The organism is Streptomyces sp. NPDC001514 (assembly GCF_053597075.1).
Genome location: NZ_JBSFHO010000015.1, coordinates 99,622 through 117,208 on the forward strand (window position 1 = coordinate 99,622; position 17,587 = coordinate 117,208).

The 17,587-nt window shown below is 71.3% G+C and carries 15 protein-coding genes; 5 read left to right on the forward strand and 10 right to left on the reverse strand.

What is annotated here, in order from left to right; translation table 11 throughout:
• Positions 1 to 6: 6 nt before the first annotated feature.
• From rpsS to ACWCXB_RS18030, 7 genes are all read right to left on the reverse strand, one after another.
• Positions 7 to 288 carry a 30S ribosomal protein S19 gene (gene rpsS, locus ACWCXB_RS18000; RefSeq protein ID WP_017949661.1) on the reverse strand — a complete coding sequence of 94 codons (282 nt, stop codon included), beginning with the start codon at positions 286 to 288 and terminating at the stop codon, positions 7 to 9.
• 12 nt (positions 289 to 300) lie between these two features.
• Positions 301 to 1,137, reverse strand: a complete 837-nt coding sequence (gene rplB / locus ACWCXB_RS18005) for a 50S ribosomal protein L2 (RefSeq protein WP_450723879.1) — start codon at positions 1,135 to 1,137, stop codon at positions 301 to 303.
• 40 nt (positions 1,138 to 1,177) lie between these two features.
• On the reverse strand, positions 1,178 to 1,501 hold the full coding sequence (rplW, locus tag ACWCXB_RS18010) for a 50S ribosomal protein L23 (protein ID WP_385417348.1): 324 nt from the start codon (positions 1,499 to 1,501) through the stop codon (positions 1,178 to 1,180).
• Positions 1,501 to 2,151, reverse strand: coding sequence for a 50S ribosomal protein L4 (gene rplD, locus ACWCXB_RS18015; RefSeq protein WP_450723881.1), 651 nt, complete (start codon positions 2,149 to 2,151; stop codon positions 1,501 to 1,503). The genes rplW and rplD overlap by 1 nt, the downstream gene beginning before the upstream one ends.
• A gap of 8 nt (positions 2,152 to 2,159) precedes the next feature.
• A complete protein-coding gene (gene rplC / locus ACWCXB_RS18020) occupies positions 2,160 to 2,804 on the reverse strand; it encodes a 50S ribosomal protein L3 (RefSeq protein WP_450723883.1) in 645 nt (214 codons plus the stop codon).
• Positions 2,805 to 2,817: 13 nt separating this feature from the next.
• Positions 2,818 to 3,126 carry a 30S ribosomal protein S10 gene (gene rpsJ / locus ACWCXB_RS18025; protein ID WP_003948644.1) on the reverse strand — a complete coding sequence of 103 codons (309 nt, stop codon included), beginning with the start codon at positions 3,124 to 3,126 and terminating at the stop codon, positions 2,818 to 2,820.
• 529 nt (positions 3,127 to 3,655) lie between these two features.
• On the reverse strand, positions 3,656 to 4,627 hold the full coding sequence (locus ACWCXB_RS18030; protein WP_450723885.1) for a TetR/AcrR family transcriptional regulator C-terminal domain-containing protein: 972 nt from the start codon (positions 4,625 to 4,627) through the stop codon (positions 3,656 to 3,658).
• A gap of 184 nt (positions 4,628 to 4,811) precedes the next feature.
• Here ACWCXB_RS18030 and ACWCXB_RS18035 point away from each other — a divergent pair, with 184 nt between their 5' ends.
• Together ACWCXB_RS18035 and ACWCXB_RS18040 are read left to right on the forward strand one after the other, a co-directional pair.
• Positions 4,812 to 5,924, forward strand: coding sequence for an FAD-dependent monooxygenase (locus ACWCXB_RS18035; RefSeq protein WP_450723887.1), 1,113 nt, complete (start codon positions 4,812 to 4,814; stop codon positions 5,922 to 5,924).
• A 305-nt stretch (positions 5,925 to 6,229) separates the two neighbouring features.
• Complete coding sequence (locus tag ACWCXB_RS18040; protein ID WP_450723889.1) at positions 6,230 to 7,090, forward strand: hypothetical protein; 861 nt, start codon at positions 6,230 to 6,232, stop codon at positions 7,088 to 7,090.
• A gap of 151 nt (positions 7,091 to 7,241) precedes the next feature.
• On the opposite strand, the gene ACWCXB_RS18045 is transcribed toward ACWCXB_RS18040, so the two are convergent.
• The gene (locus tag ACWCXB_RS18045) at positions 7,242 to 7,658 is read right to left on the reverse strand and encodes a hypothetical protein (protein WP_450723891.1); all 417 of its coding nucleotides are present in this window, start codon (positions 7,656 to 7,658) and stop codon (positions 7,242 to 7,244) included.
• Positions 7,659 to 7,970: 312 nt separating this feature from the next.
• Between ACWCXB_RS18045 and ACWCXB_RS18050 the strand changes: the two genes are divergently transcribed.
• Both ACWCXB_RS18050 and ACWCXB_RS18055 read left to right on the forward strand, forming a co-directional pair.
• Complete coding sequence (locus ACWCXB_RS18050; protein ID WP_450723893.1) at positions 7,971 to 9,656, forward strand: RNA ligase family protein; 1,686 nt, start codon at positions 7,971 to 7,973, stop codon at positions 9,654 to 9,656.
• Positions 9,657 to 12,887: a poly(A) polymerase gene (locus ACWCXB_RS18055; RefSeq protein WP_450723895.1), complete on the forward strand. Its 3,231-nt coding sequence runs from the start codon at positions 9,657 to 9,659 to the stop codon at positions 12,885 to 12,887.
• Here ACWCXB_RS18055 and ACWCXB_RS18060 read toward each other — a convergent pair.
• Positions 12,847 to 13,821 carry a phenylalanine 4-monooxygenase gene (locus ACWCXB_RS18060; RefSeq protein ID WP_450723897.1) on the reverse strand — a complete coding sequence of 325 codons (975 nt, stop codon included), beginning with the start codon at positions 13,819 to 13,821 and terminating at the stop codon, positions 12,847 to 12,849. The two genes, ACWCXB_RS18055 and ACWCXB_RS18060, sit on opposite strands and share 41 nt — an antisense overlap.
• A 306-nt stretch (positions 13,822 to 14,127) precedes the next feature.
• On the opposite strand from ACWCXB_RS18060, the gene ACWCXB_RS18065 reads away from it, so the two are divergent.
• A complete protein-coding gene (locus ACWCXB_RS18065) occupies positions 14,128 to 16,221 on the forward strand; it encodes a PIG-L family deacetylase (protein ID WP_450724013.1) in 2,094 nt (697 codons plus the stop codon).
• Positions 16,222 to 16,339: 118 nt separating this feature from the next.
• Here ACWCXB_RS18065 and tuf read toward each other — a convergent pair whose 3' ends face one another.
• Entirely contained in the window at positions 16,340 to 17,533 is a 1,194-nt protein-coding gene (gene tuf / locus ACWCXB_RS18070) for an elongation factor Tu (protein WP_450723899.1), read from the reverse strand.
• Positions 17,534 to 17,587: the final 54 nt, after the last annotated feature.

The following is a 17,587-nucleotide window of genomic DNA, read 5'->3' on the forward strand; positions in this document are numbered from 1 at the left end:
CCGCGATTAGCGGCGCTTCGACTTCCGGTCGTCCTTGACGTGGCCGCGGAAGGTGCGAGTCGGCGAGAACTCGCCGAGCTTGTGGCCGACCATGGACTCGGTGACGAACACCGGGACATGGGTCTTGCCGTTGTGCACCGCGATCGTGTGGCCCAGCATGGCCGGGACGATCATCGAGCGACGGGACCAGGTCTTGATGACGTTCTTGGTGCCTGCTTCGTTCTGGGCGTCCACCTTCTTGATCAGGTGGTCGTCGACGAAGGGCCCCTTCTTGAGACTGCGCGGCATCTAAACCCGCTCCTAGCGCTTCTTGTTCGTCTTGCGGCGGCGGACGATGTACTTGTCACTCGCCTTGTTGCGAGAACGCGTACGACCTTCCTTCTGACCCCACGGGGAGACCGGGTGGCGACCACCGGAGGTCTTGCCCTCACCACCACCGTGCGGGTGGTCAACCGGGTTCATGGCGACACCGCGGACGGTCGGGCGAACGCCCTTCCAGCGCATGCGGCCGGCCTTGCCCCAGTTGATGTTCGACTGCTCGGCGTTGCCGACCTCGCCGACGGTGGCGCGGCAGCGGACGTCGACCAGGCGGATCTCGCCGGACGGCATACGGAGGTGCGCCATGGCGCCCTCCTTCGCCAGCAGCTGCACGGAGGCACCCGCGGAACGGGCGAACTTCGCGCCGCCGCCGGGCCGCAGCTCGATGGCGTGGATGGTCGTACCGACCGGGATGTTGCGCAGCGCCAGGTTGTTGCCGGGCTTGATGTCGGCGGCCGGGCCGTTCTCGACACGGTCGCCCTGGTTCAGGCCACGCGGCGCGATGATGTAGCGCTTCTCGCCGTCCGCGTAGTGCAGAAGGGCGATACGCGCGGTGCGGTTGGGGTCGTACTCGATGTGCGCGACCTTGGCCGGCACGCCGTCCTTGTCGTGACGACGGAAGTCGATCACTCGGTAGGCGCGCTTGTGGCCACCGCCCTGGTGGCGAACGGTCACACGACCGGCGTTGTTACGGCCGCCCTTGCTGTGCAGGGGGCGGACCAGCGACTTCTCCGGCGTGGACCGCGTGATCTCGACGAAGTCGGCGACGCTGGAGCCACGACGGCCCGGAGTCGTCGGCTTGTACTTGCGGATACCCATTTCTCAGTCCTCGTCCGATATCGGACGATCCGGACCGCCCTTAGGCGGTCGGACCGCCGAAGATGTCGATTCGGCTGCCCTCGGCAAGGGTCACGATGGCGCGCTTGGTGTCCTTGCGCTTACCGAAACCAGTGCGGGTGCGCTTGCGCTTGCCCTGGCGGTTGATCGTGTTGACCCCGGTGACCTTGACCGAGAAGACCGCCTCGACGGCCTGCTTGATCTGGGTCTTGTTGGCGCGCGGGTCGACGATGAACGTGTACTTGTTCTCGTCCAGCAGCGCGTAGCTCTTCTCGGAGACGACCGGCTTGACGAGAATGTCGCGCGGGTCCGAGAACGTCTTGCTGGTGACGACGGCCTCAGTCATCAGGCCTCGCTCCCTTCGGTCTCAGCGGCCTTGGGGCCAGACACGAAGGACTCGAAAGCGGCCTGGGTGAAGACCACGTCGTCGGAGACGAGCACGTCGTACGTGTTCAGCTGGCCCGGCTCCAGGATGTGCACCTGGGGCAGGTTGCGGGCGGACAGCCACGCGGCCTCGTCGGCGCGCTCGACGACCAGGAGCAGGTTCTTGCGCTCCGAGATCTTGCCGAACAGCGTCTTGGCGGCCTTGGTGGACGCCTCGCCCTCGACCACGCCGGAGACGACGTGGATACGGGAGTGGCGGGCCCGGTCGGTGAGGGCACCGCGCAGGGCGGCGGCCTTCATCTTCTTCGGGGTCCGCTGCGAGTAGTCACGCGGCACGGGGCCGTGGACGACGCCACCGCCGGCGAACTGCGGCGCACGGGTCGAACCCTGACGGGCGCGGCCGGTGCCCTTCTGGCGGTAAGGCTTCTTGCCACCACCACGGACTTCGCCGCGGGACTTGGTCTTGTGCGTGCCCTGACGGGCAGCGGCCAGCTGCGCGACGACGACCTGGTGGATCAGCGGAACGCTGACCTTGGCGTCGAAGATCTCCGCGGGGAGCTCGACGCTACCGGCCTTGTCGCCAGCGGGCGAAAGGATGTCAATGGTGCTCATCGGTTACCTCAGGCCCCCTTGGCCGCGGTACGGACCAGGACGAGGCCGCCGTTCGGACCAGGAACCGCGCCCTTGATGAGCAGCAGACCCTTCTCCGCGTCAACGGCGTGGACGGTCAGGTTCTGGGTGGTGACCCGCTCGTTGCCCATGCGGCCCGCCATGCGGAGGCCCTTGAACACACGGCCCGGGGTGGCGCAGCCACCGATGGAGCCGGGAGAGCGGTGCTTGCGCTGGGTGCCGTGACCGGCGCCGAGGCCCTTGAAGTTGTGACGCTTCATGACACCGGCGAAGCCCTTGCCCTTGCTCTTGCCGGTGACGTCGACCTTCACGCCCGCCTCGAAGACCTCAGCGGTGATCTCCTGGCCGAGGGTGTACTCGCCGGCGTCGGCGGTACGGATCTCGACGAGGTGACGACGGGGGGTGACGTCGGCCTTGGCGAAGTGGCCCTTGAGGGGCTTGTTCACCTTGCGCGGGTCGATCTCGCCGAAGGCGATCTGGACCGACTCGTAGCCGTCGGTGTCGTTCGTACGGACCTGGGTGACGACGTTGGGGCCGGCCTTGACGACGGTGACCGGGACGACACGGTTGTTCTCGTCCCAGACCTGAGTCATGCCGAGCTTCTCGCCCAGGATGCCCTTGATCTGCTTAGCCATCTCGCGCGTCACCTCAGAGCTTGATCTCGATGTCGACGCCGGCCGGCAGGTCGAGACGCATGAGCGAGTCAACCGTCTTCGGCGTGGGGTCGAGGATGTCGATGAGGCGCTTGTGCGTGCGCATCTCGAAGTGCTCGCGCGAGTCCTTGTACTTGTGCGGCGACTTGATGACGCAGTACACGTTCTTCTCAGTGGGCAGCGGCACCGGGCCCGCGACCGACGCACCAGTGCGGGTCACCGTCTCGACGATCTTCTTCGCCGAGGAGTCGATGACCTCGTGGTCGTAGGCCTTGAGCCGGATGCGGATCTTCTGTCCCGCCATGGCTACTTCGTAGTCCTGTCTGTCTCGTAACGCTCTGGAACCCGGTGTTACCAGCCCTCTCCTCCGACCCACGCGGTCGGGCGTGTCGCACTCCCGCTACGCAGATATCCAAAGACGGATTCCCGCTGGAGGGGATTGCGAGCCGCAGAAGAGACCGCAGGACGGGGGCGAAAACCCACCGGGTGCCTGGCCGGGGCCCCGCTGACACTTCCCGGAAGATTCCCGTACGTCCGCCTCAGCGCTGCCGTGAGGCAGTTGGGGCGACGAGTACTGTGGGACTCGCTTCCGGTCCTCCCGGCGGGAGGCGCGCAGCATCGGCACTCAACCGAGCAACCCCGACAGTCTGCCATACGGAGCGCTCGGGCCGCCAATCGAGCGGAAGAGATTACCCCGACGGGGTCGCGTGTCAAACCGCGGCACGCGAAGTCCCGCGTCTTGACAGGTTCTGCTCAGGTGCGGGGTGGTCATGCCGGCGGCTTGCCGGGCTCCGGCAGGTACGGGTGACCGTGAAAGCGGTCCCCCGCCCCGCTCAGCCGCCCTCCACGACGGGGGCGAGGCCGTCGAGGAGGGGCCGGAGTCCGAACTCGAAGAGGGCGTCGAGGTCGAGGTCGTACCCGCCGTCGAAGCCCCGGAGCATCCGGCTGAACGTGGGGTACCGCCCCGAGGCGACGAGCATCTGGATCGCGGCCGCCTGGTCGTCCATCCACTCGTCCTCGGTCTGCCCGGTGGTGGCCATGGCATGGGCCTCGCGCTCCAGGTTGACGGCGACGCCCTGCACATAGGTGTAGACCACGATCTGGAGGTCCATCATCGTCACCGGGTCGAGCCCGTGGCCGTCCAGGGCGCTGAGCAGCCACTCGCCGTGCGCCAGCAGGTTCGGCAGCATCATCGGGCGGGTGAGCGGGCTGAGCTGCGCCAGCCACGGATGGCGGCGGTAGAGGCGCCACTGAGTGCGAGCGCCCAGTTCCAGGCGGGCGCGCCAGCCCTCGGGGGGCGGCTCGGGGTAGCCGAGCTCGCCGAACGCCGCGTCGGCCATGAGCGCGACGAGCTCCTCCTTGCTGCCGACGTAGCGGTACGGCGACATCGCCGCCACGCCGAGCCGGGCGGCGACACCGCGCATGGAGAGGGCGGCGAGCCCCTCGGCGTCGGCGATACCGATGGCGGCGCGGACGATGCGCTCCTGGGTCAGTTCGTGGTCGGCGGCAGGTGTGGGGGCGATCCGCTCGGCGGTGTCCGGGGCGGCGGTGGCGTGGCGCGGCGGTCCGGGCGCCGCCGGCCGCCGTCCGGCAACGACGGTGCCCGCGCGCGGGCGGGCCTCCACGTACCCCTCCAGGCGGAGGGTGGTGAGCGCCTTGGTCGCGGTCGCGAGGGCGACGCCCCAGTCCTGGGCGATGCAGCGGGTGGAGGGGACCCGGTCGCCGGGGGCGAGCTCACCGGTGGTGATGCGCCGCCGGATGTCCGCGGCGATGCGCAGATAGGGCGGGTCGACGCGATCGGCCATGCGCACCTCCGGAGTCTTTCGGCCATTCTTCGGCCACTTCAGATCTGTACTAGTGCAGACCCTACCGCCTGAATGGCCGTCGCCGACTGAACCTGACCTAGTACAGACGGCCAATATTGCCTGTTGGGGAGGGTGAATGTACGTCGTACATTCAGCATGTACACCGTACGAAGGGAAGAGGAACATGCAGACCGTACTCATCTCCGGCGGCGGCATCGCCGGGTCCGCGCTCGCGTTCTGGCTGCGTCGGCACGGGTTCGCGCCGACCGTCGTCGAGCGGGCGCCCGAGCCGCGCCGCGGCGGTCAGGCGATCGACGTGCGGGGCGTCGCACTCGACGTCCTCGACCGGATGGGACTGCGGCAGCAGGCCCAGGAGCTGCGCACCCATATGCAGGGCATGTCGATCCTCGACGCGGACGGCAACGAAGTGCACCGGTCGACGGAGTACGCGTTCAGCAGCGGGCGCCTCGACAGCGAGGACATCGAGCTGATGCGCGACGACCTGGTGGGGCTGCTGCACACGGTCACGCGCGACGACGTGGAGTATGCGTTCGGGGACGCGATCAGCGGGCTGACGGAGACGGCGGACGGGGTGCGGGTGGACTTCGCGTCCGGACGGTCTCAGGAGTTCGATCTGGTCGTGGGCGCCGATGGGCTGCACTCCGGGGTGCGGCGGCTGGCTTTCGGGCCGGAGGAGCGGTTCAGCAGTCACCTCGGCAAGTACCTGTCGGTCTTCAGCGCGGAGAACTTCCTGGGTCTGGAGGACTGGCAGGTATGGCTCCGCGACGGCGAGGCCGGCCTCGCCGCCATGTCCGTGCGCGGCAACGCAGGGCTGCGGGTGGCGGTCGGGTTCGAGTCCGGGCCTCTGGACGGCGACCACCGGGACACGGAGTGGCTGCGCGGGCTCATCCTCGACCGGATCGAGGGGCTGCGCTGGGCGGAGGCGCCTCGGCTGGCCAAAGCCGCGCGCGAGGCTCCGGACTTCTTCTGCGACGCGATGGCGCAGATCCACATGGACCGCTGGTCGCGAGGCCGGGTGACGCTGCTGGGTGACGCCGGGTACTGCGCGTCACCGCTGTCGGGGCAGGGGACGAGCCTGGCCCTGGTCGGGGCGTACGTCCTGGCGGAGGCACTCGGCGGGGCGGGAGGGGACCATGTGGCGGGGTTCGCCCGGTACGAGGAGCGGATGCGGCCGTTCGTCGCGCTGAACCAGGCACTGGCGACGGAGAACCCTGACGGGCCCGCGATGGAGGAGTCGGTGACGGGGGCGAAGAACGCGATCGCGCTCGACGGGTGAGCGAGACGGCAGTGCGCCCCGCGCTCGGGTGAGCCGGGTGCGGTGTTGCGGTGCTGCGGTGCTGGGTGTTGCGGTGTGGCCTCCTGCTCGTCGAGGGCCTGGCGGACCGGTGGGGTGTGACGTCGGGCCCGGTTCCGCGCAAGACGGTATGGACCGAGCTGGACCTCGTGCGGCCCTCTCACCCCTGCGGGTGAACGTCGCGAACTCGCCCGCATTCACGGCGCCTTGCCCACCTAAGCTCGCCGACGAGACATTGCGGCATACGCCGTTGGCACATGCCGTCCGTCATGACAGCAAGGAGCCGCATGGTCAGCTCGTCCCATGAGGCGATGCACCGCATCTTCCAGGAGCACCCGGAGCTCTTCTCCCGGGTCTCCGAGGTGCTGGGTGTCCCCTTCCCCCGCCCCACATCAGTCACCGTCCTCCCGACCGACCTCACCGAGGCCAGACCCGTCGAACGCCGCGTCGACACCCTGTTACAGCTCGACACGGAGGCCGGCGAGTCCTTCCTCCTCGCGGTCGAGGCCCAGGGCAAGAAGGACCCGGACAAGCCCGCCAGCTGGGCGTACTACCTCTCGTATCTGCACACGAAGCACCGGCTGCCGCCCGTGCTGCTCGTCGTCTGCCAGGACCGCGCAACCGCCGAATGGGCGACACGCCCCGTCGACATCGGCCCCCGACAGTGGGCCGCGCTCACCCTGCGTCCCCTCGTGGCGGGCCCGCACAACATGCCCAAGATCACCGACCCTGGCGACGCCAGCAAGGACCTCGCACTGGCCACCCTGGCGGCAATCACCCACGCCGACGCCCAGGAATTCAGTGGGATACTGAAGGCACTCTCCAGCGCCCTGCGCGCCGTCCCTGAAGACCTCTCGATCATCCTCGCCGAATTCGTCGCGCAAGGCCTGGGCAGGCGCCCAGCCGCACGCTATTGGAGGCACCTGATGGCCGTCGACCTGTCGTTCTTCAAGTCCCCCATCTCCGAGGAGATCCGCGCCGAGAGCCGCGCCCAGGACATCCTTCTCGTCTTGGAGCGGCGCGGCATGGACGTGTCGGACGAGGTTCGTGAGCGCATCACCGACTGTGACGACCCCGAGATCCTGCGCCAATGGCTCGGCCATGCCGTCACCGCCTCCTCCACCGAGGAGATCTTCGCCGAGGAGTAGCCCGGTACTCGTAGCCCAGCGACTCACCGCCGAGCCGGACGGCGCTCTGCCGGGTCCGGGCGAGGCGTCACCTGGGGCTCGCCGAGGCGGACAGAGGTCCGCACGTTCTTGTCCGGGAAAGCGCAGACCTCCTGTCACCTGCTGCGCCACCTCATGCCGGCGGTGTGGTCCCCGCGGCGTTCGACGGCGTCGGGACGACGCCCGGTAGCGGTGTCATCACCCAGTGCTCGTCCTCCCAGGCCACCGTCTCGGTGACCTGGACGGACCGGTTGTCGGCTCGTGCGGTGCCGGTCATTTCGACGTTCCACACCCCGGCGAACTCGGAGGTGCGGTTCCACCGCACGTCCCAGTCCTGCCCGCCGTACGCCTTGATCCTGGCGCGGGCGTCCTCCGAGCCCTTGGGGTGAGCACCGAGCAGCCGCTCCAGCCCGGCCTCGTCCGACTCGTTGAGGTACTCCACGTACTCACGCAGAAAGCGGTCCTGGTCGGCGAGGTCCGGGGCCCTGGAGTCGTCCCCGCCCCCGCTTCCCCCGCACGCGGAGAGGAGGATCGCGCAGAGCGCGGCCATGAGCAGTGCGGCGAGGCGCCGCCCGCCGCCATCAGGTACGGAAGGCGTAGGGCGTCGCCCTCGGATGGGACGCCGCAATGCTCGCGTCACTACGAAATCCCCCAACTGCGGCCTCATGCAGACCACTTGAGGAAACAGTGCCATCAGCTGTTCCCTCAGGCCCAGCTTTTTCTCACCTCATTTCCGGAGTATTCGATTCAGGGTTGAGCCCCGGAGCTCGGCATGGAGTCGGCGAAATTCGATCGAGCACCGCTCCCCCGCGCTCCTAGAGTGACCGGGCACCACATACCGATTGACCGGGGGCCGATCACCATGCGGACGCACCCTCCGCGCACGCACCATCCGCGCACGCACTATCCGCGGACGCCGCACCTGCCGTGGTCGCCCGGCGCGACCTCCGACGACGTACGGGTCGCCGATCTGTCGGGGTTCGCCGGCCGGGAGGTCGTCGTCACCGAGAAGCTCGACGGCGAGAACACGACGCTGTACGCCGACGGGCTGCACGCGCGGTCGCTCGACTCGGCGCACCACCCGTCGCGGGCCTGGGTGAAGGCGCTGCAGGGGCGGATCGGGCAGAGCATCCCGGCCGGGTGGCGGGTGTGCGGGGAGAACATGTACGCGCGGCATTCGCTCGCGTACGAGGAGCTGGAGAGCTGGTTCTACGGGTTCTCGGTCTGGGACGGGGGCGGGCGGTGCCTGGACTGGGACCGGACCGTGGGGTTCCTGCAGGGGCTGGGGGTTCCGGTGCCGCCCGTGCTGTGGCGAGGGGTCTTCGACGAGAAGGCCCTGCGGGGGATCAAGCCGGAGACCGCCCGGCAGGAGGGGTACGTCGTACGGACCGTCGACGGCTTCGGGTCGGACGAGTTCGCGCGGCGGATCGCCAAGTGGGTGCGGCCCGGGCACGTACAGACCGATACGCACTGGATGCACGCCGCTGTCGTCGAGAACGGTCTCGGCCGGGCCGCCCCGTTCTGGGCCGTGCGGTCCGGGGCCGCGCCGGACACCTCCGCCCTGCTGGAAGCCGTGGGCGTGTCGGAGGGCGACAAGACGGCCGCCGCCGAGGTGGCCACCCGCATCGGGACGACCGGGGACGCGCGGCTCGCGGGCGTGCTGGCCGCGCTCCTGCATCGCAGTCGCCGGGGCGCGCTCGCCGGACGGCTGGCCGGCGCGCTGGGGCTGCCGCTCGCCCGGCAGGTCGCTGACCTGGTCGGGCTGCATGCCGGGCTGCACCGCCCGTACCCCGACGAGCAGCGCAGGACCGGGCTCGTACGGATGTCGTGCGCCGTAGACCTGGGCGTCCTGCATGCCGTCGCCGGGGCGCTCGCGCCCGACGCCGAGGCGCGCGAGCTGGTGGAGTGGTCGGCGCTGCACGCCGAGGAGGCCGGCCCCCTGGAGGGGCTGCGCGAGGCCTTCGCCGACCTGCCCCGGGACGCCGCCGCCCGCTGCTGGGCCGAGGCGCGGGAGGCGTACGCGCAGGGCCGGATCCGGACCGTCGAGGAGGCGGTCGCGGCGACCTGGCGGTGGCGGTCCGGGGAGTTCCCGAAGCTGATCCACACGGTGGGCCCCTCGGGCAGCGGGAAGAGCTCCTTCGCACGGGCTCTGCCGGGTGTCGACGCGTACGTCTCGCTGGACGAGCTGCGTGAGGCCCGCGGCTCGCGCGCCGACCAGCGCGCCAACGGCGACATCCTCCGCGCCGCCCTCGCCGAGCTCGACACCGCACTGGCCGGAGGTGGCACGGTGGTGTGGGACGCCACATCCCTCAACCCGCACCAGCGTTCCCTGGTGCACGCGGTCGCCCACCGCCGCGACGCGCTCGTCACGCACGCGGTGGTGCTGGTCGACGAGGACGAGCTGGCCCGGCGCAACGCCGGCCGGACGCACCCGGTGCCGCCCGAGGTGCTCACCTCGCAGCTGCGCCGGTTCGTCCCGCCGTACCCGGGTCAGGCCCACCGCACCTGGTACATCGGAGCGGGCGGAACCGTCGAGGAGGAGGCGTAGGTGCGTACGAGCGAGGAGATCTACCACCGGGTCCGCTGGGATCCGCGCTTCGACCCGGCCCGCTTCGTGATCGGGGTCAACCAGCGCGGCGCCGCGCCCGAGCGGATGCCGCTGGACGACTTCGACCCCGGCGGGGAGATCCCGTGGCACCGGGTGCTGTTCTTCGAGGCGGACGGCGAGGTGGTCTGGGACCGGTCCACGGGCGTGGACCGGATCGACGCCACGGACGCGGGGCGGGTGCGGGACCCGCGGCGGCTGCGGGCGCCGTTCTTCGCGGCGAGGACGCCGTACGTCTGGGACGCGGCGGGCGGCTGGGTCCCGGCGGCGGAGCCCCGCGGCGTACCGGCCACGGCCGGCCTGCGCGTGCTGACCTGGAACACGCTCTGGGACCGCTACGACAGCGACCTCATCGACACCGCCCTGCGCCGCCCGCTGCTGCTCGCGGCGCTGCGCGACGCCGACGCCGACGTCATCGCGCTGCAGGAGGTCGAGGCGGAGCTGCTCGCGCTGCTGCTGGAGGCGGAGTGGGTACGCGAGGAGTACACGCTGGGCGCCGATCCGGGCGGGAGGGACGTGGACGACTGCGGGCTGCTGCTCCTCAGCCGACTGCCCGTCCGTGAGGCCGGTGCCCACGCCCTCGGCCCGCACAAGGCCGTCACGGCCGTCGTCGTGGAGACCGGGTCCGGGCCGGTCACCGTCGCCGCGACCCATCTGAGCAGCGACCACTCCGAGAACGGGGCGGCCCGGCGGGACGCCGAACTCACCCAGCTCGCGGAGGGATTGGCGGGCATCGAGGGCGATGTGGTCCTGCTCGGCGACTTCAACGAGGGCGGGGACGGACCCGAGACCGCGCTCGGCATGCGGGACGCCTGGAGCGAGCTCCACGGCCTCGACGACCGGACGCCCACATTCGACCCGGGCGTCAATCCGCTCGCCGCGGTCTCGTCGCTGCACGGGCGGGCATCCCGGCTGGACCGGGTGCTGCTGCGCGCGGAGGGGCTGCGGGTGGACGGCGTCGCGCTGACGGGAGACGCGCCGGGCCCGGACGGGCTGTACGTCTCCGACCACTACGGCGTGGAGGCCGACCTGAGCCTCGACAGCCACGACGGCGTCGGCGAGGCGCCGGCGGGCGTCCTCGACGTACGGCCGACGGCCCGTACGGCGGTGGCGTGGCTCCCGCCGCCGGAGCTATGGCCGCCGGTCCAGGCCATCCGCCGCGATCACGACCCCCAGATCCGGCGCTGGCCGCCGCACGTCAACGTGCTCTTCGGCTTCGTACCGGAGTCGGACTTCGAGGCAGCGGCTCCGCTGCTGGCGGCCGCGGCCGCGGGTGTGGCCCCTTTCGCGGTCCGGCTGGACGGCGTCCACAGCTTCGGCCACCGGGAGTACGCGACGGTCTGGCTCGACCCGGCGGCGGCGGGCGAACAGCCCTGGGTCGACCTGCGGCGCGCCCTGGAACAGCGCTTCCCGCGCTGCCGGGGCCACCACCACGGCTTCACCCCGCATCTGAGCCTCGGTCGCACCCAGGATCCGCACCGCCTCGTCGCCGAGTGCGCATCGCGGCTCGGCGGGCCGCTGCACGCCCGCGTCGACGAACTGGTCCTGCTGTCGCGGCGCGGCGACGAACCGATGCAGGTACGGGCGACCGTCGCCCTGGGAACGGGCGAGGTGCGCTGGGCCCGCGAGCCGGGCGGCGGCGACTTCGACCTGGGGCCGGCGACGTCCGACCCACCCGCGAGCGGCCCGGCCGCCGACGCGGTGAGCGAGTCGCGGCCCGCGCCCGGGCGCGGGCGCGAGCGCGGGGTCGGCGGGACGGGCGAGTCCGGGGCGCGGATGGCCGCAGACGCGCCTGCAAGCACGGACGCACTGCCCGGGCCGGACCGGGCAGCTGCTGAGGACACGCCTCGCGGCAGCCTGGACACCGCTGGAGGCCTTGTGGCTGCCGCTGCCGCAACCGCCGGGGCCACGGCAGCCGCGGCAGGCGCGGCAGGCGCGGCACACGGCACCGCCGCATCCACCGAGTCGCACCAGGCAGCCGCACCCGGCCGGATCGCCACGCACGAGGCGGCTCCGCCGACCGCCGACGCCACCGCCGAGGACGGGGCCGCTGCCGACCACGCCCGCCGGGTCGCACAGCGCGTGTCCGACGCGTTGGCCGACGGGGTCGTGTACGTCGTCGGCTCGCGGCGCATGGGCTGTGCGCTGCCGGGCGCGGACCTGGATCTGGTGGCGGCGCTGCCGGGTGAGGCCGGGATCGTGGAGGTACGGGCCCGGATCGAGGCGGCCCTGCCGGAGGCCTCCGGCGTGCGGGAGGTGGTCGGGGCGAGGGTGCCGGGGCTGCGGCTGCGGGTCGGCGCTCTCGGCGTGGACGTGGTCGTCGTCGCCACGGGAAGCCTCGCCCCTGCCGAGGCGGTCACGCGCCGCGTCGCGCTGGGCGAGGCCGCCGCGGTCGCGCTCAGTGCGGTCAGCGACGCGGATGCCGTACTCGCCGCGGCCGGCGCCCACCGGGCCGCGTTCGCCCGCCTCGCCAGGGAGGTCAAGGCGTGGGCGAAGGCCCGCGGCCTGGACTCGGCCCCCTTCGGCGGGCTGCCGGGCCTTGCCTGGTCCGTGCTCGCGGCCCGTACCGCCCGCGAGGTCGGTGAGCTGCCGCCCGACGACCTGCTGCGGCACTTCTTCGCGACCTGGGCCGTACGGGACTGGGACGAGCCGGTCCTGACCCCGACCGAGCCGGTCCGGCCCTGCACCGACCAGCTCGGTGCCGGTGGCCGGGACCTCCTCACCCAGGAGCTCTACCGGGCCTGGGACCTCCTGGAGACGACGGCGGAATCGGGCGCCGCCATCCCCTGGCCCGAGCTGTTGTCCCCACCGCCCCTGCACCGCCGCCACGCCGCCTGGGCGGTCGTGACCGTCCCCACGGGCCCCGACGAGGGGCGCGTACGGGGCCGTGTCCGTGCCCTGCTCACCGCGCTGGAGACCGCGGGTGCGCGGGACGCCCACGCCTGGCCCCGCCCGTTCGCTTTCACATCCGCATCCGTATCCGCATCCGCATCCGTATCCGCATCCGCGTCAGCCCCGGCCTCCGCCGCGGCCTCGGCCCGGTACGCCATCGGCCTCGGCGCCACTCCCCCGGACAAGGCCCGTCTCGCGGAGATCGCCGAGCGATGGCTGCGGGGCCTGACCGGTACGACCGTCACCTGGGCGGCGTGCGGCGAGGTTCCGAGCCTCCGCTGACCGGCGAGACTCCGCCGATCGCCGTCGCCCCGGCGGGCGGCCGGCCCATGAACCCCCGCTCCCCCAGCGGCGGAAGCCCCAGCCGGGCCACCGTCTCCTCGTCGAAGGTGTCGAGGAAGCCGTGCAGCTCATCGGCGAGCCGGCCCAGCGACCGCACCCCGAACAGAAAGGGCTGGTAGCCCGCGACCTGGTACGGCACGCGGGCCATCTCGGCGATGTCCCACGGCCGGATCCGGGCCAGGTGCAGGCGGTCGAGTTCGCCGTACGAGGAGAGCAGGGCCGCGCCGTACGCCTGCACGCCCCGCGGCGCCGCGACGACGCCGTACTCCAGGCTGAACCAGTACACCCGGCTGATCAGGTCGAGGGCGTCGTCGCTCTCCACCCTCGTCGCGGCCGCCCCGAACAGGCGGTACAGGTCCGCGAACCACGGTGACGCGAGGTGGGTGCCGTGGCCGAAGACGTCGTGGATGACGTCCGGTTCGGGGGTGTAGAGCGGCATCGCCGGGTGGCGCACGTACTGCACCGCGTGGAAGTAGCCGCGTGCCATGGACCCCAGGAACCGCTTGTTCGGCACGATCCCGCCGGCCAGGGTGAAGGCGAAGCCGGTCAGTTCCCGCAGCCGGGAGCCGACCTCGGCGTGCTGCGGGACGTGGTCGGACGGGATGGGCGCCATCTCACGGGCTTCCAGGACCTCGCGGGGGACCCTGCCGCGGTGGGCGACGAGAAGGGCGGCGTGGACCTTGCGCCAGGTCTCGTGTTCCTCGTCGGTGTACGTGACGTGGGGCGACGGGTCACCCACCCGGTGGTCGCGCACGAGCTCGACGAGCGCGTTGCGCCGCTCGAGATAGCCGGCGTCGCTCAGTCCGGGATGCCGGTCGGCCGGGCCGAGCCGCCCGTCCGGCGTCACAGGTGTCTGAGCGAGCGGATCGACCATGCCCCCCATCATGATCCGCTTCGCCGGGCCCGCCCCAGCCAACGCGCCGTTGCGCACGGCACCCGACATCCCCCACGACATCAGGGCAACCCGACACGCCGATAATCCGTCTAGCTGATCGCGGAAGGGCGGCTCGACCGGCCCGGCCCTCCGCGCCTGGGGAGATCACGGTACGCAGACGGGGGCCCATGCCCGCCCGCTGCGGGGGAAGCGGACGGAGCACGACAAGTGGACGACAGCGCTGCGCGAAGCATGCCCGCGTACGCCCTCGGGGGCGAGCCGGACGCCGGGGTCACACCGGGCGTGATGCCGGACGGGCAGGTCGGCCGGGCCCGGCGCACGCGCCCCCGCCGCCGCTCCGTCCTCGCCGCCATCGCCGCCCTGACCGGCACCACCGCCCTCGGCGCCTGCTCGGTGCCCGCGCCCCGGCGCCCCACCCCCACCGCGGACCCCGCGCCCGGCATCCCGATCGCCAGCACGCGCCGCGCGCAGCTGATGCAGATCCTGGCGCACCCGGACGACGACCTGTACTTCATGAACCCGGACACCCAGCGGATGCTGGACTCCGGTGTGCCCCTCGTCTGTGTCTACGTCACCGCGGGCGAGCACGACGGCAAGAACCACATACCCGGGAGCTGGGAGGTCCCCGCCGACCGCCCCGCCTACTCCTCGGCACGTCACCAGGGCCTGCGGCAGGCGTACGCCACCCTCCTCGGCCTGGACGGGTTCACCGACTGGCAGAAGGGTGTGGCCACCCTCCGCGGCGACCACCGCGCCGAGATCAACACCCTCACCAACGGACACCGCCGGGTCGAGCTGATCTTCCTCAACCTCCCGATGCACACGCCCCGCCGCTGGGAGGCCCTGCCCAGCCTCTGGCACGACCGGGCACTCGGCCTGCACACCGTCGTCGCCGCGGACTCGCCGCTGCGCAGGACGGTCTCGTACGACTACGACCAGCTCATCGACGTACTCGTCGGGCTCATGGAGCAGTACCGGCCGACCGTGATCCAGACCCTGGACCCGGACCCCGACATCCAGCACAGCGACGAGACCACCCGCAAGAAGGACAGCGAGCAGCCCGGCTACTCGGACCACGCCGACCACACCGCCGTGGCCTGCTTCAGCTGGGCCGCGATGCTGCGCTGGGTCGCGGAGTCGACGAAGGACGGCGGTCAGGTGCCCGGCTTCGTCGCCACGGCGTTCCGCGGCTACTACAACCGCCACTGGCCGAAGAACCTCCCGCCGGCGGTCCTGCGCGAGAAGGCCGCGCACCTCGTCCCGTACGGCGGCGACCCCGGCTGGGACTGCGGCAATCCCTCGGGCTGCGGCGACTACAACGTGGGCGGCACGCGTCCGCTGACGAACAAGAAGGGCTGGGTCCGCTCGACGCACCACCGCTACCCGGGCGCCCGGCCCGTCGTCGTCACCGAGGCGGACGGGCGGCTCGCCGCGTACGGGGTGCTGGGCCTGCGGGCCGTGCGCTGGCGCGAGACCGCGCCGGGCAGCGGGCAGTGGGGCGCCCCGGACGACCTCGGCGGCGGGCCGCTCGCGCCGGCGCTGGGCTCGGCGGTGCTGGAGGACGGCCGTCTGCTGCTGTTCGGGCTGCGGTTCGCCGCGCTCGGCGGGCACGGCGGGGCGAACCGGCGCGAGGTGGTGCTGCTCGAACAGCGCTCCGCGGGAGGCGACTTCGCGGCCTGGACCGGGCTCGGCAGTCCGGAGCGGGACGACGACCGGAGCCGCCGTATCGGTGTGCCGGTCGCGGTGACCGCCCCCGACGGGCGCGTCCATCTCTTCGTACGCAACGCGGACAAGGGCCTCAGTACGCGGGTGCGGGACACGGACGGGCGCTGGGACGCCTGGCGCGATCTCGGCGGCGGCGAGATCCAGGACGGACTGACGGCGGTCGTGGACGGCGCCGGGCGGGTCCATGTCTTCGGGGCGGGCCACGACACCGTGCACCACTGGGCGCAGGACGTCCTCGGCGAGGAGATCACCTTCAAGCCGGACGGCGGCAGCGGGCTGCCGGCGCCGGGTGGTCCACTCGCCGCGCTTCCGACGCACGACGGCGGCGTCGAGGTCTACTACCGCAAGCCCGCGGCCGCGGCGCTGATCGCCGTACGGGCCGGTGGCTCCCCCGCCCGGCCGCGCAAGGAACGCTTCGACGGCTACGGCACCGTGAGCACGGCCGCCACCCCGAACGGGCCGGTGCTGCTCGGCAAGGATCTGCAGGGGCGGGTCCAACTCCACGTGGACGGAAGGGCTGTGACACGTCGCCAGGGAGCCGAGGCACTGGACTTCCCCACGCTTCATCCGGGCCGCTCCGGCGCGACGGCGGTCGGCATGGGCGCGGACGCGCACCCGTGGATCTGGCACCCGGAGACCGCCACCGCGAGCTGACGGCACGCGCAGGACGGGCTGGAGAGCGCAAGGCACATCAGAAAGCAAGAGGCCCCGCACCTTCCGGTGCGGGGCCTCTCACTTGGTGCTCGCAGGAGCTACCAGGTCAGATCAGCAATCACTTGGTGATCTTGGTGACCTGGCCGGCGCCGACGGTCCGGCCACCCTCACGGATGGCGAACTTCAGGCCCTCCTCCATGGCGATCGGCTGGATCAGCTGAACCGACATGGTGGTGTTGTCGCCCGGCATGACCATCTCGGTGCCCTCGGGGAGGGTCACGACGCCGGTCACGTCCGTGGTACGGAAGTAGAACTGCGGGCGGTAGTTGTTGAAGAACGGGGTGTGACGGCCACCCTCGTCCTTCGACAGGATGTAGGCCTGGGCCTCGAACTCGGTGTGCGGCGTGACCGAACCCGGCTTGATGATGACCTGGCCGCGCTCGACGTCCTCGCGCTTGATGCCACGGAGGAGCAGACCGACGTTCTCACCGGCCTGGCCCTCGTCGAGCAGCTTGCGGAACATCTCGATGCCGGTGACCGTGGTGGTGGTCTTCTCGGTCTTGATACCGATGATGTCGACGGTCTCGTTGACCTTGAGGACACCACGCTCGATACGACCGGTGACGACGGTGCCACGACCGGTGATCGTGAAGACGTCCTCGATCGGCATCAGGAACGGCTTGTCGACGTCACGCTCGGGCTGCGGGATCGCCTCGTCGACGGCGTTCATCAGGTTGAGGACGGACTCGCCCCACTCCTTGTCGCCCTCGAGCGCCTTGAGCGCCGAGACCTTGACGACCGGAACGTCGTCGCCCGGGAACTCGTACTCGGAGAGGAGCTCACGGACCTCGAGCTCGACGAGCTCCAGGATCTCCTCGTCGTCCACCATGTCGGCCTTGTTCAGGGCGACCACGATGTACGGAACGCCGACCTGGCGGGCCAGGAGGACGTGCTCCTTGGTCTGCGGCATCGGGCCGTCGGTGGCGGCGACCACGAGGATGGCACCGTCCATCTGGGCAGCACCGGTGATCATGTTCTTGATGTAGTCCGCGTGACCCGGGCAGTCGACGTGCGCGTAGTGACGCGACTCCGTCTGGTACTCGACGTGCGCGATGGAGATGGTGATACCGCGCTGACGCTCCTCAGGAGCCTTGTCGATCTGGTCGAAGGCCGAGGCCTCGTTCAGGTCCGGGTACTTGTCGTGCAGCACCTTGGTAATGGCGGCCGTGAGGGTCGTCTTACCGTGGTCGATGTGACCGATGGTGCCGATGTTGACGTGCGGCTTAGTCCGCTCGAACTTCGCCTTCGCCACTGGGGTCCTCCTGTGGAGTGGTTCTGTACGCCTTACTCATCGGCGCCAGGGTGA

Bases quoted from the DNA above. Each gene is read 5' to 3' on its own strand.
- ACWCXB_RS18030 (WP_450723885.1), bottom strand. From the start codon at position 4,627: ATGGCCGATCGCGTCGACCCGCCCTATCTGCGCATCGCCGCGGACATC.
- ACWCXB_RS18060 (WP_450723897.1), bottom strand. From the start codon at position 13,821: ATGGTCGATCCGCTCGCTCAGACACCTGTGACGCCGGACGGGCGGCTC.
- ACWCXB_RS18035 (WP_450723887.1), top strand. From the start codon at position 4,812: ATGCAGACCGTACTCATCTCCGGCGGCGGCATCGCCGGGTCCGCGCTC.
- rplD (WP_450723881.1), bottom strand. From the start codon at position 2,151: ATGAGCACCATTGACATCCTTTCGCCCGCTGGCGACAAGGCCGGTAGC.
- ACWCXB_RS18040 (WP_450723889.1), top strand. From the start codon at position 6,230: ATGGTCAGCTCGTCCCATGAGGCGATGCACCGCATCTTCCAGGAGCAC.
- rplB (WP_450723879.1), bottom strand. From the start codon at position 1,137: ATGGGTATCCGCAAGTACAAGCCGACGACTCCGGGCCGTCGTGGCTCC.
- rplC (WP_450723883.1), bottom strand. From the start codon at position 2,804: ATGGCTAAGCAGATCAAGGGCATCCTGGGCGAGAAGCTCGGCATGACT.
- rpsS (WP_017949661.1), bottom strand. From the start codon at position 288: ATGCCGCGCAGTCTCAAGAAGGGGCCCTTCGTCGACGACCACCTGATC.
- ACWCXB_RS18065 (WP_450724013.1), top strand. From the start codon at position 14,128: ATGCCGGACGGGCAGGTCGGCCGGGCCCGGCGCACGCGCCCCCGCCGC.
- ACWCXB_RS18045 (WP_450723891.1), bottom strand. From the start codon at position 7,658: ATGGCCGCGCTCTGCGCGATCCTCCTCTCCGCGTGCGGGGGAAGCGGG.
- rplW (WP_385417348.1), bottom strand. From the start codon at position 1,501: ATGACTGAGGCCGTCGTCACCAGCAAGACGTTCTCGGACCCGCGCGAC.
- rpsJ (WP_003948644.1), bottom strand. From the start codon at position 3,126: ATGGCGGGACAGAAGATCCGCATCCGGCTCAAGGCCTACGACCACGAG.
- ACWCXB_RS18050 (WP_450723893.1), top strand. From the start codon at position 7,971: ATGCGGACGCACCCTCCGCGCACGCACCATCCGCGCACGCACTATCCG.